Annotated in this window: 16 protein-coding genes; 8 read left to right on the top strand and 8 right to left on the bottom strand. The window is 71.5% G+C overall.

Annotated features, from left to right (window positions below; genetic code table 11):
- Positions 1 to 15: 15 nt before the first annotated feature.
- From ACWH95_RS11530 to ACWH95_RS11510, 5 genes are read right to left on the bottom strand one after another with little or no spacing between them, the layout of a single operon-like run.
- The gene (locus ACWH95_RS11530; RefSeq protein ID WP_454120687.1) at positions 16 to 1,194 is read right to left on the bottom strand and encodes a hypothetical protein; all 1,179 of its coding nucleotides are present in this window, start codon (positions 1,192 to 1,194) and stop codon (positions 16 to 18) included.
- Positions 1,187 to 2,356: a glycosyltransferase family protein gene (locus tag ACWH95_RS11525; protein ID WP_366626882.1), complete on the bottom strand. Its 1,170-nt coding sequence runs from the start codon at positions 2,354 to 2,356 to the stop codon at positions 1,187 to 1,189. The genes ACWH95_RS11530 and ACWH95_RS11525 overlap by 8 nt, the downstream gene beginning before the upstream one ends.
- Complete coding sequence (locus ACWH95_RS11520; protein ID WP_206251487.1) at positions 2,353 to 3,360, bottom strand: 3-oxoacyl-ACP synthase III family protein; 1,008 nt, start codon at positions 3,358 to 3,360, stop codon at positions 2,353 to 2,355. The genes ACWH95_RS11525 and ACWH95_RS11520 overlap by 4 nt, the downstream gene beginning before the upstream one ends.
- 26 nt (positions 3,361 to 3,386) lie before the next feature.
- Entirely contained in the window at positions 3,387 to 4,154 is a 768-nt protein-coding gene (locus ACWH95_RS11515) for an SDR family NAD(P)-dependent oxidoreductase (RefSeq protein ID WP_206251488.1), read from the bottom strand.
- Positions 4,147 to 4,371, bottom strand: a complete 225-nt coding sequence (locus ACWH95_RS11510; protein WP_136029893.1) for an acyl carrier protein — start codon at positions 4,369 to 4,371, stop codon at positions 4,147 to 4,149. The genes ACWH95_RS11515 and ACWH95_RS11510 overlap by 8 nt, the downstream gene beginning before the upstream one ends.
- A gap of 66 nt (positions 4,372 to 4,437) precedes the next feature.
- Here ACWH95_RS11510 and ACWH95_RS11505 point away from each other — a divergent pair, with 66 nt between their 5' ends.
- Entirely contained in the window at positions 4,438 to 5,343 is a 906-nt protein-coding gene (locus tag ACWH95_RS11505) for an LpxD N-terminal domain-containing protein (protein WP_136029895.1), read from the top strand.
- Positions 5,344 to 5,383: 40 nt separating this feature from the next.
- Here ACWH95_RS11505 and ACWH95_RS11500 read toward each other — a convergent pair whose 3' ends face one another.
- A complete protein-coding gene (locus ACWH95_RS11500; protein ID WP_136029897.1) occupies positions 5,384 to 6,058 on the bottom strand; it encodes a GCN5 family acetyltransferase in 675 nt (224 codons plus the stop codon).
- Positions 6,059 to 6,206: 148 nt separating this feature from the next.
- Between ACWH95_RS11500 and ACWH95_RS11495 the strand changes: the two genes are divergently transcribed.
- Genes ACWH95_RS11495 through ACWH95_RS11480 form a run of 4 tightly spaced genes read left to right on the top strand, consistent with a single transcriptional unit; the run spans position 6,207 to position 11,016 of the window.
- Positions 6,207 to 7,442: a hypothetical protein gene (locus tag ACWH95_RS11495; protein ID WP_454120686.1), complete on the top strand. Its 1,236-nt coding sequence runs from the start codon at positions 6,207 to 6,209 to the stop codon at positions 7,440 to 7,442.
- The gene (locus ACWH95_RS11490; RefSeq protein ID WP_247638597.1) at positions 7,426 to 8,601 is read left to right on the top strand and encodes a glycosyltransferase; all 1,176 of its coding nucleotides are present in this window, start codon (positions 7,426 to 7,428) and stop codon (positions 8,599 to 8,601) included. The genes ACWH95_RS11495 and ACWH95_RS11490 overlap by 17 nt, the downstream gene beginning before the upstream one ends.
- A complete protein-coding gene (locus tag ACWH95_RS11485) occupies positions 8,598 to 9,794 on the top strand; it encodes a glycosyltransferase (protein ID WP_168442798.1) in 1,197 nt (398 codons plus the stop codon). Before ACWH95_RS11490 ends, ACWH95_RS11485 begins: the two co-directional genes overlap by 4 nt.
- Position 9,795: 1 nt before the next feature.
- Positions 9,796 to 11,016: a glycosyltransferase family protein gene (locus ACWH95_RS11480; protein ID WP_247638596.1), complete on the top strand. Its 1,221-nt coding sequence runs from the start codon at positions 9,796 to 9,798 to the stop codon at positions 11,014 to 11,016.
- On the opposite strand, the gene ACWH95_RS11475 is transcribed toward ACWH95_RS11480, so the two are convergent.
- Complete coding sequence (locus ACWH95_RS11475) at positions 11,008 to 12,156, bottom strand: acyltransferase family protein (protein WP_136029907.1); 1,149 nt, start codon at positions 12,154 to 12,156, stop codon at positions 11,008 to 11,010. The genes ACWH95_RS11480 and ACWH95_RS11475 overlap by 9 nt on opposite strands.
- 98 nt (positions 12,157 to 12,254) lie before the next feature.
- On the opposite strand from ACWH95_RS11475, the gene ACWH95_RS11470 reads away from it, so the two are divergent.
- The 3 genes from ACWH95_RS11470 to ACWH95_RS11460 are packed head-to-tail and all read left to right on the top strand — an operon-like array spanning position 12,255 to position 15,503.
- Positions 12,255 to 13,310, top strand: a complete 1,056-nt coding sequence (locus ACWH95_RS11470; protein ID WP_136046079.1) for a glycosyltransferase family 2 protein — start codon at positions 12,255 to 12,257, stop codon at positions 13,308 to 13,310.
- 25 nt (positions 13,311 to 13,335) lie between these two features.
- On the top strand, positions 13,336 to 14,421 hold the full coding sequence (locus ACWH95_RS11465; RefSeq protein ID WP_136029911.1) for a glycosyltransferase: 1,086 nt from the start codon (positions 13,336 to 13,338) through the stop codon (positions 14,419 to 14,421).
- Entirely contained in the window at positions 14,418 to 15,503 is a 1,086-nt protein-coding gene (locus ACWH95_RS11460) for a glycosyltransferase (RefSeq protein ID WP_136029913.1), read from the top strand. The genes ACWH95_RS11465 and ACWH95_RS11460 overlap by 4 nt, the downstream gene beginning before the upstream one ends.
- A 22-nt stretch (positions 15,504 to 15,525) precedes the next feature.
- On the opposite strand, the gene ACWH95_RS11455 is transcribed toward ACWH95_RS11460, so the two are convergent.
- Complete coding sequence (locus ACWH95_RS11455) at positions 15,526 to 17,328, bottom strand: ABC transporter ATP-binding protein (RefSeq protein WP_136029914.1); 1,803 nt, start codon at positions 17,326 to 17,328, stop codon at positions 15,526 to 15,528.
- Between the last annotated feature and the right edge of the window lie 9 nt (positions 17,329 to 17,337).

Raw genomic sequence — 17,337 nt, 5'->3', positions numbered from 1 at the left:
ACGGAGCCCGGCGGCTCACGCGTCGAGGAACGGCCGCAGCGCCTCCGCCGACATCGTCCCGTCGTGCACCGCGCGCACGAACGCCGGCCCCGCGGCGGCTCGCGTCGCAGAGCGCGCGCGATTCGCGGCGACCTCGCGCAGCACGCTTTCCAGCTCCGCCGCCCTGGCCTGCACCACGGGGAGCTCGTGTCCGCTGGCCGCGCGCACCGCACCGCGGGTCTCGTCCGACACGTGGCTGACCACCAGGCGACCGGCCGCCAGTGCCTCGCACACCGCGACGCCGTAGGCACCGGCGAGGAACTGGTCGAGGACGACGTCGGCGCCGCCGTACAGCTCCGGCATCCGCTCGGCGGGGACGCCCCGCACCTCGGTGTAGTCGATGAGGCCCTCGGCCTCGAGCCGCTGCACGGCTGCGGCGATGCGGTCGCTGCCCTTCAGGCCGGCGCTCGACGGGGCGTGCACGACGCGCAGTGGCCCGTCGCCCGAGAGCGCAGGGCGGTCCCCCGCCGCGGCCCAGGATCGCGGATCCACCACGACGGGGAGCCAGGTGGCACCCGGCGCGAACGGCAGCAGATCCGGAGTCGAGACGAACACGGGCACCCCGGCGGCCTCTGCGAAGCGCGCGTGCCGCTCGGCGATCTCCTCCAGCACGGCTGTCCCGGCGTAGCGATCACCGTGGAAGGGCGAGTCCGGCTCGCGCGCGGCGTGCGCACTCGGGAGACGGATGTCGCTCCCGTGCCACACGAGCGCCACGCGGACCCCCGCCGCCTGCAGCTCTCGCACCAGCTCCAGCGGGTCGCCGTCGAGCTCGGAGAGGTGCCGCCCGGATTCGATCAGCACGTGCGTGAAGCCTTGAAGGATCGCACGGTGCTGCGCCCGGCGCCAGCGAGCGTTGCCGACCAGTGCCGTCGCGGGGATGAGGTGATCGGCGTGGAACCCGAACACGTCGTCACCCCCGCGGAACATGGCGCTGGCGGCGGCGACGCCGGGCAGCGTCTCGGCGGCGCGCGCCCACGCGTACCCCTGCCCCGCCGAGTTCACCGGCGCGATGAGCAGTCGCCGCGGGGCGTCGCGGGCCACGGTGACACCGGTCTCGCGGAACTGGCGCACGTGCCCGGGGAGCACATACCCCGCGACCGACGAGGGCACCAGCTTCTGCGCGAGGCGATACGCCCGCGCTCCGAGGTCAGGCACGGCCCGCCGAGCCGGCGACGATCTCCTCCACGGCCCGCGCCCACACCTCGACCTGCCGCTCCGCGGAGAGCGCATCGGCCGCCCGCATCGCGGCCTGCTTGAACCCGTCGACGCGCTCGGGGGTGAGCGCATCGATGGTCGCGGCGATCGATGCCTCGTCGAAGCCGTCCGTGACGACGCCGAGGCCATGGTCGCGCACGATGCGCGCCATCTCGACCGACGGGCCGACCACGATGCCGAGGCGCGCCTGGACGTAGTCGAAGAACTTGTTCGGCAGTGCCATCACGTTGTTGGTGCTCACCGGCTGCAGGATGTGGATGCCGAGGTCGTACTCGTTGAGCGTCTCGATGAGCACGGACTGCGGCACGGGGTCGTGCACCGTGATCCGCGGCCCCAGCTCCTCGGCGAGCGCCACGAACTCGGAGCGCGTCTTCTCGGGCTGCCACGTGAGGTAGAGGTCGAAGGTGACCTCGACCGGGGACGCCGCCACCGCACGCATGATCTCGCCGAGGCTGCGCTCGTGGAACGGGTTGCCGCTGTGCACGAGCCGGATCGCGGAACCCACGGGACGGTACGGGAGGTCGCGCAGGTGCGTCGAGTTCGTCACTACCCCGGGCTGGAGGCCGTACTCGTGGTACCGCTTGGCGATCTCGCCGCCGACCGTCGTGGACGAGTGCGCCTGCGACACCAGGTGCTTCGTCATCCACGACCAGTAGCGCTGGTGCCGACGGCCGAGCGGCGTGTCCTCGAAGCCCATGTCCGGGAAGAACTCGTGCAGGTCGGCGTGCACGCGGTCGGCGCCGAAGAGCCGGCACGCGACGCCCACGGTCTCGGCGTCGTTGGCGATCACCGCGTCGAAGCGCCGCCCGCGCAACAGGTGGATGGTCTCGAGCACACCGGGCGACTGGAAGTACATCCGGCGGAACCCCTCGGTCCGCCGCGCGAACTCGTCGCGCACCCTGGTCACGATGTCCTGCTTGGGCGGGAGGTCGCCACGGATCTCGACGTGCGTGACGCCGGGGTGCGGCGACGGTCCGGGCGAGCACGTCGTCACGTCGTACTCGTCGACGAAGCGGCGCACCTGCTTGATGACGCGCGGGTCGCCGTCGATCGGCACGAAGGACAGGATGAGGAGCGTCGGGCGCGGGGCGGAGGCGCTCACCACGTCGCGACCAGCCCACCCCAGGAGAGACCGACACCGAAGCCGAGGAGCATCACGCGCATGCCGGGCACCAGGGCGCCCTGGCGTTCGGCGTCGGCGAGCGCGATCGGGATGGTGGACGACACCGTGTTGCCGGACTCGGCGAGCGACACGAAGAACTTCTCGGCGGGCACCTTGAGCTTCTTGCGCAGGTGCTCGAGCATGAAGGCGTTCGCCTGGTGGAACACGAACAGGTCGATGTCGTCCTGCTCCAGCTGCGCCTTGGCGAGGATCTCCTCGACCGTCTCCGGCACCACGCGGAGGGTGAAGTTGAAGATGTCGGGGCCGTCCATGTACAGGTCGTAGCCCGAGGCCACGAGCTCCCGCACGGCCGTGTCGGCCTTCGGCTGGAGTGCGGCGCCCGCGCGCAGCCCGCCGTTCGGGACGATGAGGCTCTTGCCGCCCGAGCCGTCCGTGCCGTACGTCATGGCGGTGAGCGAGGTGTCGGAGCCGTCCGCGGTCACGAGGGTCGCTGCCGCGCCGTCGCCGAAGATCGTGCGCACGGACTTGTCGGCCGGGTTGATGAACTTCGTGTACGTGTCGGCCGTGACGACCAGGACGTTCGCCGCCTGGCCCGACTCGATCAGGCCCTTGGCGAGGCCCAGGGCGTAGATGTAGCCGGAGCAGCCGAGCGTGATGTCGGTCGCGCCCGCCGAGGTCGGGATGCCCAGGGCGTCCTGCACGATGCAGGCGGTCGAGGGGAGGTAGTAGTCGGGGCTCTGCGTGCAGAGGATCACGTAGTCGATCGACTGGGGGTCGATGCCCTCGCGCTCGAACAGACGTCGTGCTGCCGCGATGGCCAGGTCGGACGAGAACTCGTCGGGACCGGAGATGTGGCGGCGGTCGATCCCGGTCTTGCCGGAGATCTTCTCGACGCTCCACTCCGGGAACTCTCGGGAGAGATCCTCATTGCTGAGGACGGCCTCGGGCAGGTAGTAGTCGACGGCAGCGATGCGGGCACCCATGCCCCCAGTCTACGGGTCGGGAGCGGTCACCTCGCGGTGTACCCGCCGTCCACCACCATCACCGAACCGGTGACCCAGCGCGAGACCGGGGAGAGCAGATACAGCGCCGCCCCCGCCACGTCTTCCACGGTGCCGAGGCCGAGCGGGTGTGCCGCCTCGATCTCGTCCCAGGCCGCGGCACCCACCGAGGCGCGCAGCCGTTCGGTCAGCGCGGTCTCGACGATCCCGGCGGCGATGCTGTTGACGCGCACACCCTCCCGCGCCAGCTCGAGCGCGAGCGATTTGCCGAGGGACGCCACGGCGGCCTTGCTCGCCGCGTACGCGCTCACTCCGGCTTCCCCGACCAGGCCGACCGCCGACGACAGCAGGACGATGCTCGACGACTCGGCGCGCACCTTGGGGTGACGGAACGCCTTCGCGAGCATCAGCGCGCTCGTGACGTTGATGTCGAACACGGCCGAGGTCTGATCGGCCGTCGCGATCCGCAGCGGAGCGGTCACGTGGACGCCCGCCGCGTGCACCAGGCCGTCGAGCGGTCCGAGCTCCGCGGCGATCCCGCGCAGCAGCGCCGCGACGCCCGCGTGGTCGGTCAGGTCGAACGGCGCCAGCAGGTGCCCCTCGCCCGCGAGCAGGTCGCGGCTCTCCTCCAGCTCGGCCTCGCGGCGTCCGATCAGCGCGACCCGGGCGCCGTGACGCGAGAGGTCGATCGCGGTCTGCCGACCGATGCCCGAGGTTGCGCCCGTGACGACGACCGCGCGGCCGTCGAGGTGCAGGTAGTCGGAGGTCTCAGGCACCGGCACGGGTGAGTGCGTGCAGGTCGGAGACGGTCTTCGCGTTCGCGAGCTCGTCCGCATCGATCGTCACGCCGATCGCCTCGTCGACCTCCGCGATGAAGCTGATGTTCGCGAGCGAGTCCCAGCCCACCGCGTCCAGCTCATCGGTCAGTGCGACCTCGTCCACCTCGACCTCGAGGATCTCCGCCACCAGCTCCAGAAGCGCCTTCTCATCCATGCGTCGATCATATCCGCCGCCCCTCGCACCGCCGGGGCGCCCCGCCGTTCGCAGTAGGGTCGGAGCATGAACGCGCCCCACGTCACCGCCTCCGCCCTCGCCCAGCAGCTGTCGGGCGAACTCGTCGGCACGGATCGCTCCGTCACGGGTCTCGCCCCGCTCGGCGAGGCCGGCGAGGGAGACCTGACGTTCGTGGTCGATCCGGTCGCGGCGGCGGCCGCTGCCGCGAAGGCGCTGGAGGCCGGAGCCGTGCTCCTCGCCCCCGCCACCCTCCCCGACGACGCCCGCTCGGGGACGGCGGTGCTGGTGGAGAACCCGCGCGCCGCCTTCGCCCTGGCCGTCGCCGAGCACTTCGCCCGCAAGCCCGTTCCCGGGATCGCACCGACCGCTCGCATCGACTCGACCGCCGAGGTGCACCCCGGCGCCCACATCGGGGAGTACACCGTCGTCCGCGCCGGCGCCGTGATCGCCGACGGCGCCGAGATCCGCGATCACGTGGTGATCGGACACGACGTCCGCATCGGGGCGCACGCTCTCATCAAGAGCCACGCCGTGATTGGCGAGGAGGGCTTCGGCATGGAGCGCGACGCCGACGGCGACAACATCCGCATCCCGCACCTCGGCTCGGTCGTCATCGAGGACCACGTCGAGGTCGGCAACTTCACCACGGTCTGCTCCGGCACCATCGCCCCGACCCGCGTCGGCGATCACACCAAGATCGACGACCACGTGCACGTGGCCCACAACTGCCGCATCGGCCGCAACGTGATCATCACGGCCTGCGCGGAGATCTCCGGCAGCGTCGTGATCGAGGACGACGCCTGGATCGGCCCCAACGCCTCCGTCATCCAGGGCGTCACGCTCGGCCGCAACTCCCTGCTCGGCATCGGTGCGGTCGCGGTGAAGTCGGTGCCCGACGACGAGATCCGCATCGGCAACCCCGCCCGTCGGCTCGGCGACAACAAGCGCTGAGCCGGGGCGGCCGGCTGCGGACTCCGTCGTTCCGGCCGGATCAGTAGTTCTCGGCCGGAACCTTCTCGAACCACCAGAACGGGTGGGTGAGCACCTGCACCACGGGCACCTTGCCGACCCACTCGGCGAAGTGACCCTCACGCCAGTTGCCGCTGCTGTCGCTCAGGTACTTCATGTTCGGCATCATGAACCGCGGCTCGTAGGCGTGGTAGCGCACCGTGTCGGACCAGCGGTCGAGGAGCTCCGCCGCGAACTCGAATCCGCCCAGTCGCGCCGGCTCGTGCAGGCTGAACCCGCCGACCGGTCGGCCGACCGCCGTCTCGAAGACCGTGCGCTGACGCTCGGCCCACTCGAAGTTGTCACCGCCGAGCACCTCGCCGATGCCGCCCTCGAGGTGCAGCTGGACCTCGTGCCCGAGCTCCTCCATCTCGCGGATCATCATGAGCGACGGCAGACTCATCAGGCTGTAGCCGCGGGCGTGCACGCGCAGGAAGATGCTCGACGAGCACCCGGCCTCCGCGTCGACCCGCGCGACGCGCATGGCCTGCTCGATGCTGTTGTCGATGTCGTGCCGGAGGATGAGGTGCTTCTCCTGCGGGGCATCGAGGTACTTGTCGAAGCTCGTGACGGCGTATCCGTCGTCGAGATAGGCGTGAAGCGTCTCCGCGTAGTCCTTGAGCGAGAAGCCCTTCTTGCCCGGCTCTGACGAGGCCATCGATCCCACCGTTCCATTCGGTCCCGGTCCACCGGAACGGGACCGCGGCAACCCCGCCCATGATAGTCGCCCGCCGTCGGACCGCCGTTGCGCCCCCTCGGTATACTGACGGGATGAGTTCCTGTCCCCCGGAGAATGCACGCACGACGTGAACCGGAACAGACTCCCCCGGTGGGTCAACGCCACGATCGACCGCATCGCCGACTCCCCCACCAGCCCCCTCGGGCGGATCGCCGCCCGCCGCTACGGAAAGCCCGTCCCCGGAGCCGTCGGCACGACCGCGTTCGACGACCGAGCCGTCCGCGTCCTCATCGCGCCGGTCAACTACTCCGGCCAGGCGTTCGCGTGGAGCAGGGCCCTGGAGCGCCGCTCGCCGCGCATCTCGGCGCGCACCATGGCCATCGAGGTCCCGGGCGGCTTCGACTACCCGTCCGACCTGCTCGTGCCGATCCCGACCTACCACAACGACACCGCGTGGCAGCGTGACCAGTTCGCCGCGGCGACCGCGGCCACGCACGTGCTGATCGAGGCGGAGGAGCCACCCTTCGGTCGCCTCCTCGGTCGCTCGGTGGCCGCGCAGGCGGCAGCGCTCGTCACCCGCGGCGTGGACGTGGCCTACCTCGCCCACGGCACCGACGTGCGGCTGCCGTCGCGGCACATGCGCGACCACCCGTGGTCGCACTACGCAGACCCCGAGATCTACGCCGCGCGAGACGAGGTGGTCGCTGCGCGCAACATCGCATTCCTGGAGAGCAGCGGGCGCCCCGTGTTCGTCTCCACCCCCGACCTGCGCGAAGACCTCCCCACCGCACGGTGGCTCCCGGTGGCCGTCGACGTCGCACGCTGGGAGCGACCGCGGACGGCGCGCGCGCCCGGCGCGCGTCTCCGGGTCGCCCACGCCCCCTCGGTGTCGGTGATCAAGGGCACGCACCTCATCCGCGACACGCTCGAGCGGCTGCAGGCGGAGGGGGTCATCGAGCTCGACCTGATCCAGGGCGTGCCGACCGCGCAGATGCCCGACCGCTTCGCCGCGGCCGACGTGGTGATCGATCAGCTGCGCATCGGCTCCTACGGCGTGGCGGCGTGCGAGGCCCTCGCGTCCGGCTGCATCGTCGTCGGGCACCTGAGCGAGCGGGTGCGCGCGACCGTCCGTGAGGAGACCGGGCTGGAGCCGCCCATCGTCGAGGCCACGCCCGACACGATCGAGGGCGTCCTGCGCGAGCTCGCCGCACACGAAGGCCTCGACGCCCTCCGCGCCACCGGCGACACGTTCGTCCGCGCCGTCCACGACGGCCGTCGCTCCGCCGCCGTGCTCGACGAAGCCTGGCTGCATGCCACCGCCCCTGATCCGCACGAGGAGGACACCGATGCATCCCCGCGTTGAAGCCGCCTGGAAGCTCGTCCCGAAGCCGGTGCAGGACGCGATCGCGTCGACCGTCGACCGGGCGAAGGGCGTGACCCCGCCCCCGCCGCCGCTGCCCGACCTCTCCCGTCCGATCCGGATGCTGGTGGGACCGGTGAACTACGCCGGCCAGGGGTACCGGTGGTCGCGCGCGGCCGAGTCGACGGGTGAGGTGTCCGCGGTCAACTACGTGCACGCGGGCAACAACCTCCTGCAGTACCCCGCCGACTACACCGTGACCTGGCGCACCGCGGAGCACTCCCGCGCATGGCAGCGCTCGATGCTCGATGCGATCGCGACGAACTACACGCACGTGCTCATCGAGGCGTGCTTCCCCATCCTCGGCGGGATGTTCTCCGGCGACCTGCGCCGTCAGACCGCACTGCTGCAGGAGCGCGGTGTGCGCGTGGGCATCGTCGGACACGGCACCGACGTGCGACTGCCGTCGACCCACCTGGAGTCGACGCCGTGGTCGCTGTTCGTCGACAGCGAGGACTGGGTGCCCTTCGACCTCGCGGAGAAGGCCGTGGCCGACAACCTCGCGGCGATCGCCGACCTCGACGTGCCCACGTTCGTCTCGACCGCCGGCCTGCTCGTCGACCTTCCCCGCGCGCACTTCCTCGGCGTGGTGATCGACCAGGAGCAGTGGATCAACGACGAGCCGCTCCTGGAGCGCGAGCGCATCCGCGTCATCCACGCGCCCACCAACGCGCACGTCAAGGGCACGCCGCTCATCGTCCCCGTAGCGCAGAAGCTGCACGACGAGGGGCTCATCGAGTTCATCCAGCTGGACCGCGTCCCCAACCACGAGATGCCGGCCGTGGTCGCGTCAGCCGACGTCGTGCTCGACCAGTTCCGGGTCGGCGACTACGGTGTCGCGGCGTGCGAGAGCATGACCGCCGGGCGGGTGGTGCTGGCCCACGTCACGGAGCAGGCCCGGCGCGAGGTGGAGGGGCACGCGGGCATGACCCTGCCGATCCCGGAGACCACCCCGGACACGCTCGAACACATGCTGCGCGACATCGCCGTGCGACGGGACCACTACCGCGCGATCGCCGCGACCGGGAGGGAGTTCGTCCGACGCGTGCACAACGGCGACTTCTCCCGCGCGCAGCTGATGACGCACTTCCTCTCCGCATGAGCATGAGCATGCGCCTCGCGATCGTCTCGCGCATCTACCGCCCCGAGCCCTCGGCCGCGTCGTCGTTCCTCGGCGCCGTCGCCGACGAGGCGGTCGCCCGCGGGCACCGCGTCACCGTGCTCACCGTGCGTCCGCCGCACGGCCTCGACGAGGGGACACCCGTCGAAGACGTGCGCATGGCCCCGGTGCTGCGCGACCGCAGCGGCTACGTGCGCGGCTACCTCCCGTACGCCAGCTTCGACGTGCCGCTGTTCTTCCGACTCCTGTTCCTGCGGCGCCCCGACGTGGTGTTCATGGAGCCGCCGCCCACCACGGGGTTCGTGGTGCGGCTCGTGTGCGCGCTGCGGCGCATCCCCTACGTGTACGACGCCGCCGACGTCTGGTCCGATGCCGCGGAGCAGGTGACCTCGTCGCGCCTGGTGATCCGCGTGCTGCGCGCGACCGAGCGTTTCGCGATGCGGGGAGCGCGGCGCATCGTCACGATCTCCCAGGGCGTGCTCGACCGGATCGCCGCGCTCGGCGTGGACCGACCGGCCGTCGTGACCGGGTTCGGGGCGGACACCGGTGCCTTCCTCCCCCCGGCCGACGCCGAGGCGGAGGCGCCGACCGAACCCGTGTTCCTGTACGCCGGCACCTACTCGCACTGGCACGGCGCCGACATCGCCGTCGACGGGTTCGCCGCGTTCAGCCGCAGCACCCCCGGGTACACCCTGCGCTTCATCGGCAACGGCAGCGAGCGCGCCTTCCTGGAGCAGCGGGCCCGCGAGCTCGGGGTCGCCGACTCCGTGGAGTTCGTCGAGACCATGCCCAGCAGCGAGCTGGTCCCGCATCTGCACCGCGCCGTCGCGACCATCGCCACCCAGCGCCCCGGCACCGGCTACGAGTACGCGTTCGCCACGAAGGCGTACTCGTCGATGGCCGCCGGATGCCCCGTCATCTTCGCCGGTCCGCCGAACGGACCCACCGGCGCCTACCTCGACCAGGCGAACCTGGAGGTGCGCGGCGGCATCGTCAGCGGCTACGCCGCCGAGTCGGTCGCGGTGGCCATGGCCGCCCTCGCGGCCCGCCCGCTGAGCGCGGCGGAGCGGCGGAGCGTCGCCGACTGGACGGCGGAACGGCACTCGATGGCCGCGGTCGCCGGCCGCGTCGTCGACGTGATCGAGTCGGTCGGCCAGACGAGGGACGGACGCTGAAATGCGCGCGCGGCTGAACGCGATCGCCGGCTGGATCATCCGGCACCGCTCCCGACTGCCCCGGTGGGTCAACCGCGCCCTCGACTCGGCGGCGCGCGACCCGGACGGCCTGATCGGTCGGCTGGCGCATCGCGCGCTCGGCGGCGGCGACGCCCCGGTGGCCGACGTGCCGGATGCCGGGGTGCGGGTCTTCATCGGCCCGACGAACTACTCGGGCCAGGGGTATCGCTGGGCGCGCGCCCTGGAGCAGGCGGACCCGGAGATCGCCGCCCGCAACATGGAGGAGGTCTTGCCCGGCGGGCTCTCCTTCCCCGCGGACGTCCCGGTCCCGATCTCCTCCACCTCGTCCACCGAGTGGCAGCAGTCGGAGTGGGAGGCCGTCAGCCGGTTCTCGCACGTGCTGATCGAGGCGGAGCGCCCGCTGTTCGGCCGCCTGTTCGACCGGCAGGTCCGCGCGGAGGTCGCGGCGCTGGAGGAGGCGGGGGTGTCCGTCGCGTACCTGTGCCACGGCACCGACATCCGCAGCCCCCGCGACCATGCGCTGCGCACCCCGTGGTCGCCGTACCCCGACGATCCGCGCACCGCCGTGCTGCAGGCCGATGCGGACGCCAACCTCGCACTGCTGACGGAGCTGCGTCGCCCGACGTTCGTGTCCACACCCGACCTGCTGCACGATGTTCCGTGGGCGACGTGGTGTCCCGTGGTCGTCGACACCGCGCGGTTCCGGGCGCGGCGCCCCGCCATGGACCGCGACCGGGTGCGGGTGATCCACTCCTCCACCTCCGTCGTGCAGAAGGGCAGTCACCTGATCGAGCCCGCCCTCGCCTCCCTCATCGCGAGCGGTGACATCGAGTACGAGCTCGTGACCGGCGTCGCCGCCGACCGGATGCCCGAGGTGCTGAGCGACGCCGACATCGTGCTCGACCAGTTCCGCGCCGGCTCCTACGGAGTCGCGGCCTGCGAGGCCATGGCGACGGGTCGCGTGGTGGTCGGACACGTGCTGCCCGACGTACGCCGCGCCATCGAGGCGGAGGTGGGACTGCCGCTGCCGATCGTCGAGGCCACGCCGGACACCCTCGGCGAGGTGGTCGCCGGACTGATCTCCGACCGTGAGGCAGCGGCCGCCGCGGCCGCGGCGGGGCCGGTGTTCGTCGAGGCCGTGCACTCCGGGCGCCGGAGCGCCGCGGTCCTGCTCGACGGCTGGATCCGCGCCTCAGGCTGACGCGACCGCCTCTCGCGTGCGGCGGCGCGCGTCCCGGTCGTCCTTCCAGCGGCGCATGCGCTTCTCCAGCGTGCGCTCGACGAACGTGTGGAGGGCCCATGCGGCCACCAGGTCGACCACGAACAGGGCGGCGAACCAGAGCAGGTTGCTCCACGACGCGGGCTGGTAGCCGAAGACGCGCAGCGCCACGTAGATGAACGTCGCGTGCACGAGGTAGAAGGCGAAGGACCACTCACCCAGCCGCACCTGCCACTTCGACGCGAACCACAGCCGTCCGCCGCGCAGTGCATGCACGGCGAGCGAGACGATCGCGATGCCGCACGCGACCGTGAACAGCTCGTTGAGCATGCCACTGATCGCCGGGGTCACGCTCCAGGTCGGGATGAACCGCCCGGAGGCGTAGTGCGCCAGAATCACCGCCACGGGAGCGGCGACGCCGATGAGCGGGTGGATGCGCGGTCGCCAGCCGGAGCGGATCGCCCACGCGAGCGCCATGCCCAGCACGAACTCCGGAAGCCGCTGCACGGGCACCGGGAGCGCGGCGAGTCCGAGGTCCGGGGCGAACAGGACCACCGCGCGGTACACGAACGCGTAGGCGACGACACCGACCGCCAGCAGCAGCGCCCCGCGCTTGGCCATCGGCACCAGGACCCGGGAGATCCACGGGTGCAGCGCATAGAAGAAGGCCTCGCAGGTGAGCGTCCACGCGGCCGGGTTGCCGGAGAAGAGGATGGCGGGGTTGGACCACCAGGCCTGGATCACGACGACCGACAGCAGGAGGATGCCGAGGTCGAACGGCTTCAGAAAGCTCCCCTCCGGAACCGGCGCCAACGTGTAGAACACGGGGATCGCGATCAGGAGCGCCACCATGTGCGATGGCCAGATGCGTGCGAAGCGACGCCAGTAGAACGTCGAGGTGGGCACGTTCGGCCGCGCCGACCACGTGAGCACGAAACCGGAGAGCACGAAGAAGAACGTCACGCCGAGATAGCCGTTCAGCAGCACCGACTGCACCGAACCCGGCAGAGGTGCGAACACATTCATGTGGTACAGGAAGACCGCGAACGCTGCCCACCAGCGCAGCCCGGTGAGCGAGTCCAGCCGCTGCGTGGGCTGAGCGAGGGTGGAGGCGGAGTGCACGCGACGAGACTCTCTGATCGAGGACAGGGCTCCGGAAAGGATACAGTGCCGACCCCCGCGCCCCGTCCGTCCGCAACGCCCGCGATAGGATCGACGACATGCCGTCGCCCGACGTGGACGTGGTCATCCCCGTGCACACGCCCGCTCGTCCCATCCGCCGCGCGGTCTCCTCCGTGCTCGACACGACCGCCGCCGTGCGGGTCACCGTGGTCGCGCACAACACCGATCCCGAGGCGATCTCCGCCAACCTCGGCGACCTGGGCACGCGGCCCGAGGTGCGCGTCGTGTCCCTGCAGGACGGCATCCCCTCCCCCGCCGGGCCGATGAACCACGGCATCGCGCTGGCCGAGGCGCCGTACTTCTCGGTCATGGGCTCGGACGACGAGCTGGAGCCGGGGGCACTCGACTCCTGGCTCGCGGTCGCCCGCTCGACCGGCGCGACCACCGTCATCCCGCGCGTGCGCGTGGACGAGGCGGCAGAGCCGACACCGCCGCGACGTCGCGGACGGGTGCGGGAGCTCGACGTCGATAAGGACCGCCTCAGCTACCGCTGCATGCCGCTCGGCCTCATCGACCGGACGCGCTTCCCCGACCTGCGCTTCACCCCGGGCCTCGAGTCCGGCGAGGACCTCGAGTTCACCGCGGAGCTGTGGTTCACCGGCGCGCACATCGCCTACGACCGTACGGGCCCGGCGTACGTCGGCCACGACGATGCGGTCGACCGTGTGACCCGCACCGTCCGACCCCTGTCGGCCGACTTCGCGTTCCTCGACATCGTCGCCGCCAAGCCCTGGTACCGGGCTGCCTCGCGCTCGGCGCGCCGGGGGTTCGGCGTGAAGAACCTCCGCGTGCACCTCATGGATGCCGTCGCCTCCCGGCTGGACGCCCCGGGCGGGATCGCCGCCTACCGCGCCGAGCTGCTCGACACCGCCGCGGCGATCGAGCGGATGTCCCCTGGCGCGACCGCGCTGCTGTGCCGCGCGGACCGGAAGGTGCTCCGTGAGCTCGAGACGAGCGCGCCGTCGGCCGACCGGATCCGCGCCCTCCTCTCGGCCCGCTGGGGCGGCGGGCTCGATGCGCGGCTCACGGCGAACCCGTTCCTCGCCCTGCACCGGCACGCCCCGTACCGGACCCTGCGCGACATGATGGCGTAGGCCTCCGCGGTAGCATCGATCCGGTATGGAATCCCCACTTGTCGACGTCACGATCGCCGTCCACTCCGCCACCCGGCCCATCGCGCGCGCCGTCGCCTCGGTCATCGAAGGCACGACCGCTCCGGTGCGCGTGAACGTGGTGGCACACAACATCGACCAGGAGATCATCCGCACGAACCTCGGCACCTGGTCGGAACACCCGGCCGTCCGGCTGCTCTCCCTCCGCGACGGCATCCCGTCGCCCGCCGGCCCGATGAACCTCGGGATGGCGGCGGCGACGGCACGCTTCCACACCCTGCTCGGCTCCGACGACGAGTTCGCCCCTGGCGCGATCGACTCGTGGCTGGCGCTGCAGCGCGCGACGGATGCCGACGTCGTGATCGGTCGCATCCGCCTGGTGACCGGAGGCCCCGACCCGTACCCGCCCGTGCGCCGCGGACGCCGCACGACCGGCCTGAGCGCCGACCGCGACCGCCTGCACTACCGCAGCGCGCCCCTCGGCCTCATCGACCGCGAGCGCTTCGGCGACCTGCGCTTCACCGAGGGCCTCACGTCCGGCGAGGACCTGCCGTACACCTCTGAGCTGTGGATCACGGCGACGAGCATCGCCTACGACCTCTACGGCCCCCCGTACGTGGGCCACGACGACGCGGACGACCGCGTCACCTCCGCTCCGCGCGACGTGGCGGCCGACTTCGCGTTCCTCCGCGTGATCGAGGAGGCGGACTGGTTCGCGGCCGCCTCAACCGCCGACCGCCGCGCCCTGGCCGTCAAGCTGCTCCGCATCCACTTCTTCGACGCCGTGGCCGCGCGCCTGGAGACTCCGGGCATCGCCGCGGTCGCCGCCGAGCTCCTCGCCGTGGTCGACCGCGTCAGCGCCTGGGCCCCCGGAGTGCTGTCGGTGCTGTCGATCGCCGACCGCCGGGTCATGGACGAGCTGCGCCGCGGGGCGCCCGATCCCGAGCGCACTCGCGCGCTGCTCGGTCGTCGGTGGATCTATCTCTCCCCCGCCGCTCAGCTCCCCCGGAACCCATTCCTGGCGCTGCACCGGCACGCCCCCTTCCGCACGCTCGCCGCGGGCGCCCGATCGCAGCGGGTGGGGCAGCTGTGACCGCGTCGCCCCTGGTCGACGTCACGATCGCCGTCCACTCCGCCACCCGACCGATCCGTCGTGCGGTGGCCTCGGTGCTCGACGCCACCGCCGCTCCGGTGCGCGTGCTGGTGGTCGCGCACAACATCGACCCCGCCGTGATCCGCGGCAACCTCGGCGAGTACGCGGGGGACGAGCGCGTGGTCCTGCTCGAGCTGCAGGACGGCATCCGCTCGCCGGCCGGACCGATGAACCTCGGCTTCGCGTCGTCCACCGCCCCGTTCATCGCGCTGCTCGGCTCCGACGACGAGTTCGCGCCCGGCGCGCTGGACTCCTGGCTGCGCATCCAGCGCGAGACCGGGGCGAGCGCGGTGATCCCGAAGATCACGCTCGTCGGGCGCCACAACAACCCGCTTCCTCCCGTGCGGAACGGACGTCGATCGCGGCGGCTCGACGCCGCGAAGGACCGCCTCTCCTACCGCAGCGCGCCGCTCGGCCTCATCGACCGCGAACGGTTCGGCCATCTGCGCTTCACCGAGGGCCTGTCGTCCGGAGAGGACATCGCCCTGACCGGAGAGCTGTGGTTCCGCGGGCGCGACCTCGCCGTCGACATCGACGGTCCCGCGTACGTCGGGCACGAGGACGAGGGCGACCGCGTCACGTTCACGGCACGTCCGGTGCGCGAGGACTTCGCCTTCCTCGACGGCCTCGAAGCCGCGCCCTGGTTCCGCGCCCTCGGCCGCCGCGCCCGCACCGCAGCGGTCGTCAAGCTGCTGCGCATCCAGTTCCTCAGCGCGATCGGCGTCCGTGCGACGACGACGCCGGAGCTGGTCACGCACCAGGCCGAGCTGCGGGAGACCCTGGACCGACTCGTGGCCCTGGCCCCCGGGGCCCTGCGGCTGCTGTCGCGGGTCGACCATCGCATCATCGACGAGACCTTCTCGGCGGCGCCCGACGTGGAGCGGATCCGCATCCTCGCGAACGACCGCTGGAACCAGCGGTCACTGGGGGCGCTGCTCACGCCCAACCCGCTGTTCTCCCTGCACCCGCAGGCGATGGCGCGGCTGTTCTACGCCGCGAACCGCACCGACCGGATCGTCTGACCGACCCGGTCGGGCGGCGGAGTCACGCCCGGCGCTCGAGCTCTCCGGAGAGTCCGGCCAGCAGCACCTGCTCGGCGAACGCGGGCAGCGAGGAGGCGACCTCCACGAAGGTGCCCTGCGCGGCGATCACGCCCTCGTCCATGTAGCAGATCCGGTCGTAGTCCTTGATGGTCGACAGGCGGTGCGCCACCGAGATCAGCGTGACCTCGCCCTGCAGCGACCGGATCGCCTTGGTGACCTCGTCCTCGGTCTTCGTGTCGAGAGAGCTCGTGGCCTCGTCGAGCACCAGCACCAGCGGATCGGTGTACAGCGCGCGGGCGATGCCCAGACGCTGCTGCTGACCGCCGGACAGGGACACGCCCCGCTCGCCGATGCGCTCGTCGATGCCGTTCGCCCGCGACGCGACGAGCGAGCTGAGCTGCGCGCGTTCCAGGGCGTACTCCACGCGGTCCCGGTCGATCTCATCCGTCCAGGTCAGGGCGACGTTCTGCGCGATCGAGGCGTCGAACAGCGCCACCCGCTGCGGCACGTAGCCGACGCGCCCGCGCCACTGACGGAGCACGCTCGAGAGCGGGTGCCCGTCGATCTCGATGTCGCCGGTCGTGGCCTGGCTGAGGCCGAGGAGCAGGTCGATCAGCGTCGACTTGCCGGCTCCGGACGGCCCGACGATGCCCAGCGAGCTGCCGAGGGGGATGTCGAGCGAGAGCCCGCGGATGACGTCCTCGTCGGCTCCCGGGTACCGGAAGTGCACGTCCGACAGGCTGAGCAGCCGAGGGTTCTCCGCCAGCTCCGCGGTGTCGGCGGGCGTCTGCGACACCTCCATGTCCTTCTCCGCGGCGGTGAGGTCACCGATGACGTCCTGTGCCGAGGGGATGCTCGCGACACCCTGCACGATGCCGCCCTGGATGCCGCTGATCGCCGGGATCAGGCGGAAGCCGGTCGCGGTGAACAGTGCGACGGACGACAACGCGGCCGCCAGACCGCCCTGCCAGTACGAGACGCCGCCGATGATCACGACGCCGCCGATGAGGGCGGACTCGAACGCGAACGACGGGACGACACCGAGGAACGACGCGTTCGCCCTGGCGCGGACCGAGTGGTGGCGGCTGTCCGTCACCAGCTGTGCGACGTCGGCGAGCCGGTTGCGGAGGCTGAGCTCCTTCAGCGCTTCCATCATCTCGGTCATCAGGATCGCGACGCGGTAGCTGTAGTTGCGGTTGACGGTGGCGGCCTCCAGCGAGCGCTTCGTCACCACCTGGTGCACGATGAGCGCCACGAGGATCAGGTACACCATGGCGATGAGCGCGGTGATCGGGTCGACCACCAGCAGCACGACGATGATCAGCACGAACGTGAAGATCGAGCTCGGGACGCGCATGAGCGGCAGCAGGAAGCCCGACATCGTGTTCGCGATGCCGCCGTCCGCGATGCGCGTGATCTCGGCGACCGTGCGCTTCGAGCGCTCCTCCCAGCTGGAGTTGATGTACGCCTTGAACATCCGGTCGCCGATCTCGAGCTCGTAGCGCGCGAACCGGCGCGTGGCGAACCAGTGCAGCGTGACCGAGAGCACCGACTTCAGGATGATGAGCGCGCAGGCGCCGAGCACCAGAAGCGGCGTCATGTCGGGTGAGACCTCGCCGATCAGCGGGAGCCGCAGCGCCCCGCCGGTCAGTGCCGGGCCGATGATCACGGCCAGCAGCGACATCGCCACCACGTCGAGTGCGGTGATGAGCGTCGTGGCGATCATGTACCCGACGAAGTACCGCTGCGCGCCGGTCGGCAGCAGCGGGAGGAGATCCTTGAGGACCGGCCAGATGCGTTTCATGTTCTCGCG

This window comes from Microbacterium sp. NPDC055502 (assembly GCF_053643635.1).
Note: the sequence above shows the minus strand (reverse complement) of the source record. Positions and strands in the feature narration are given on the sequence as shown.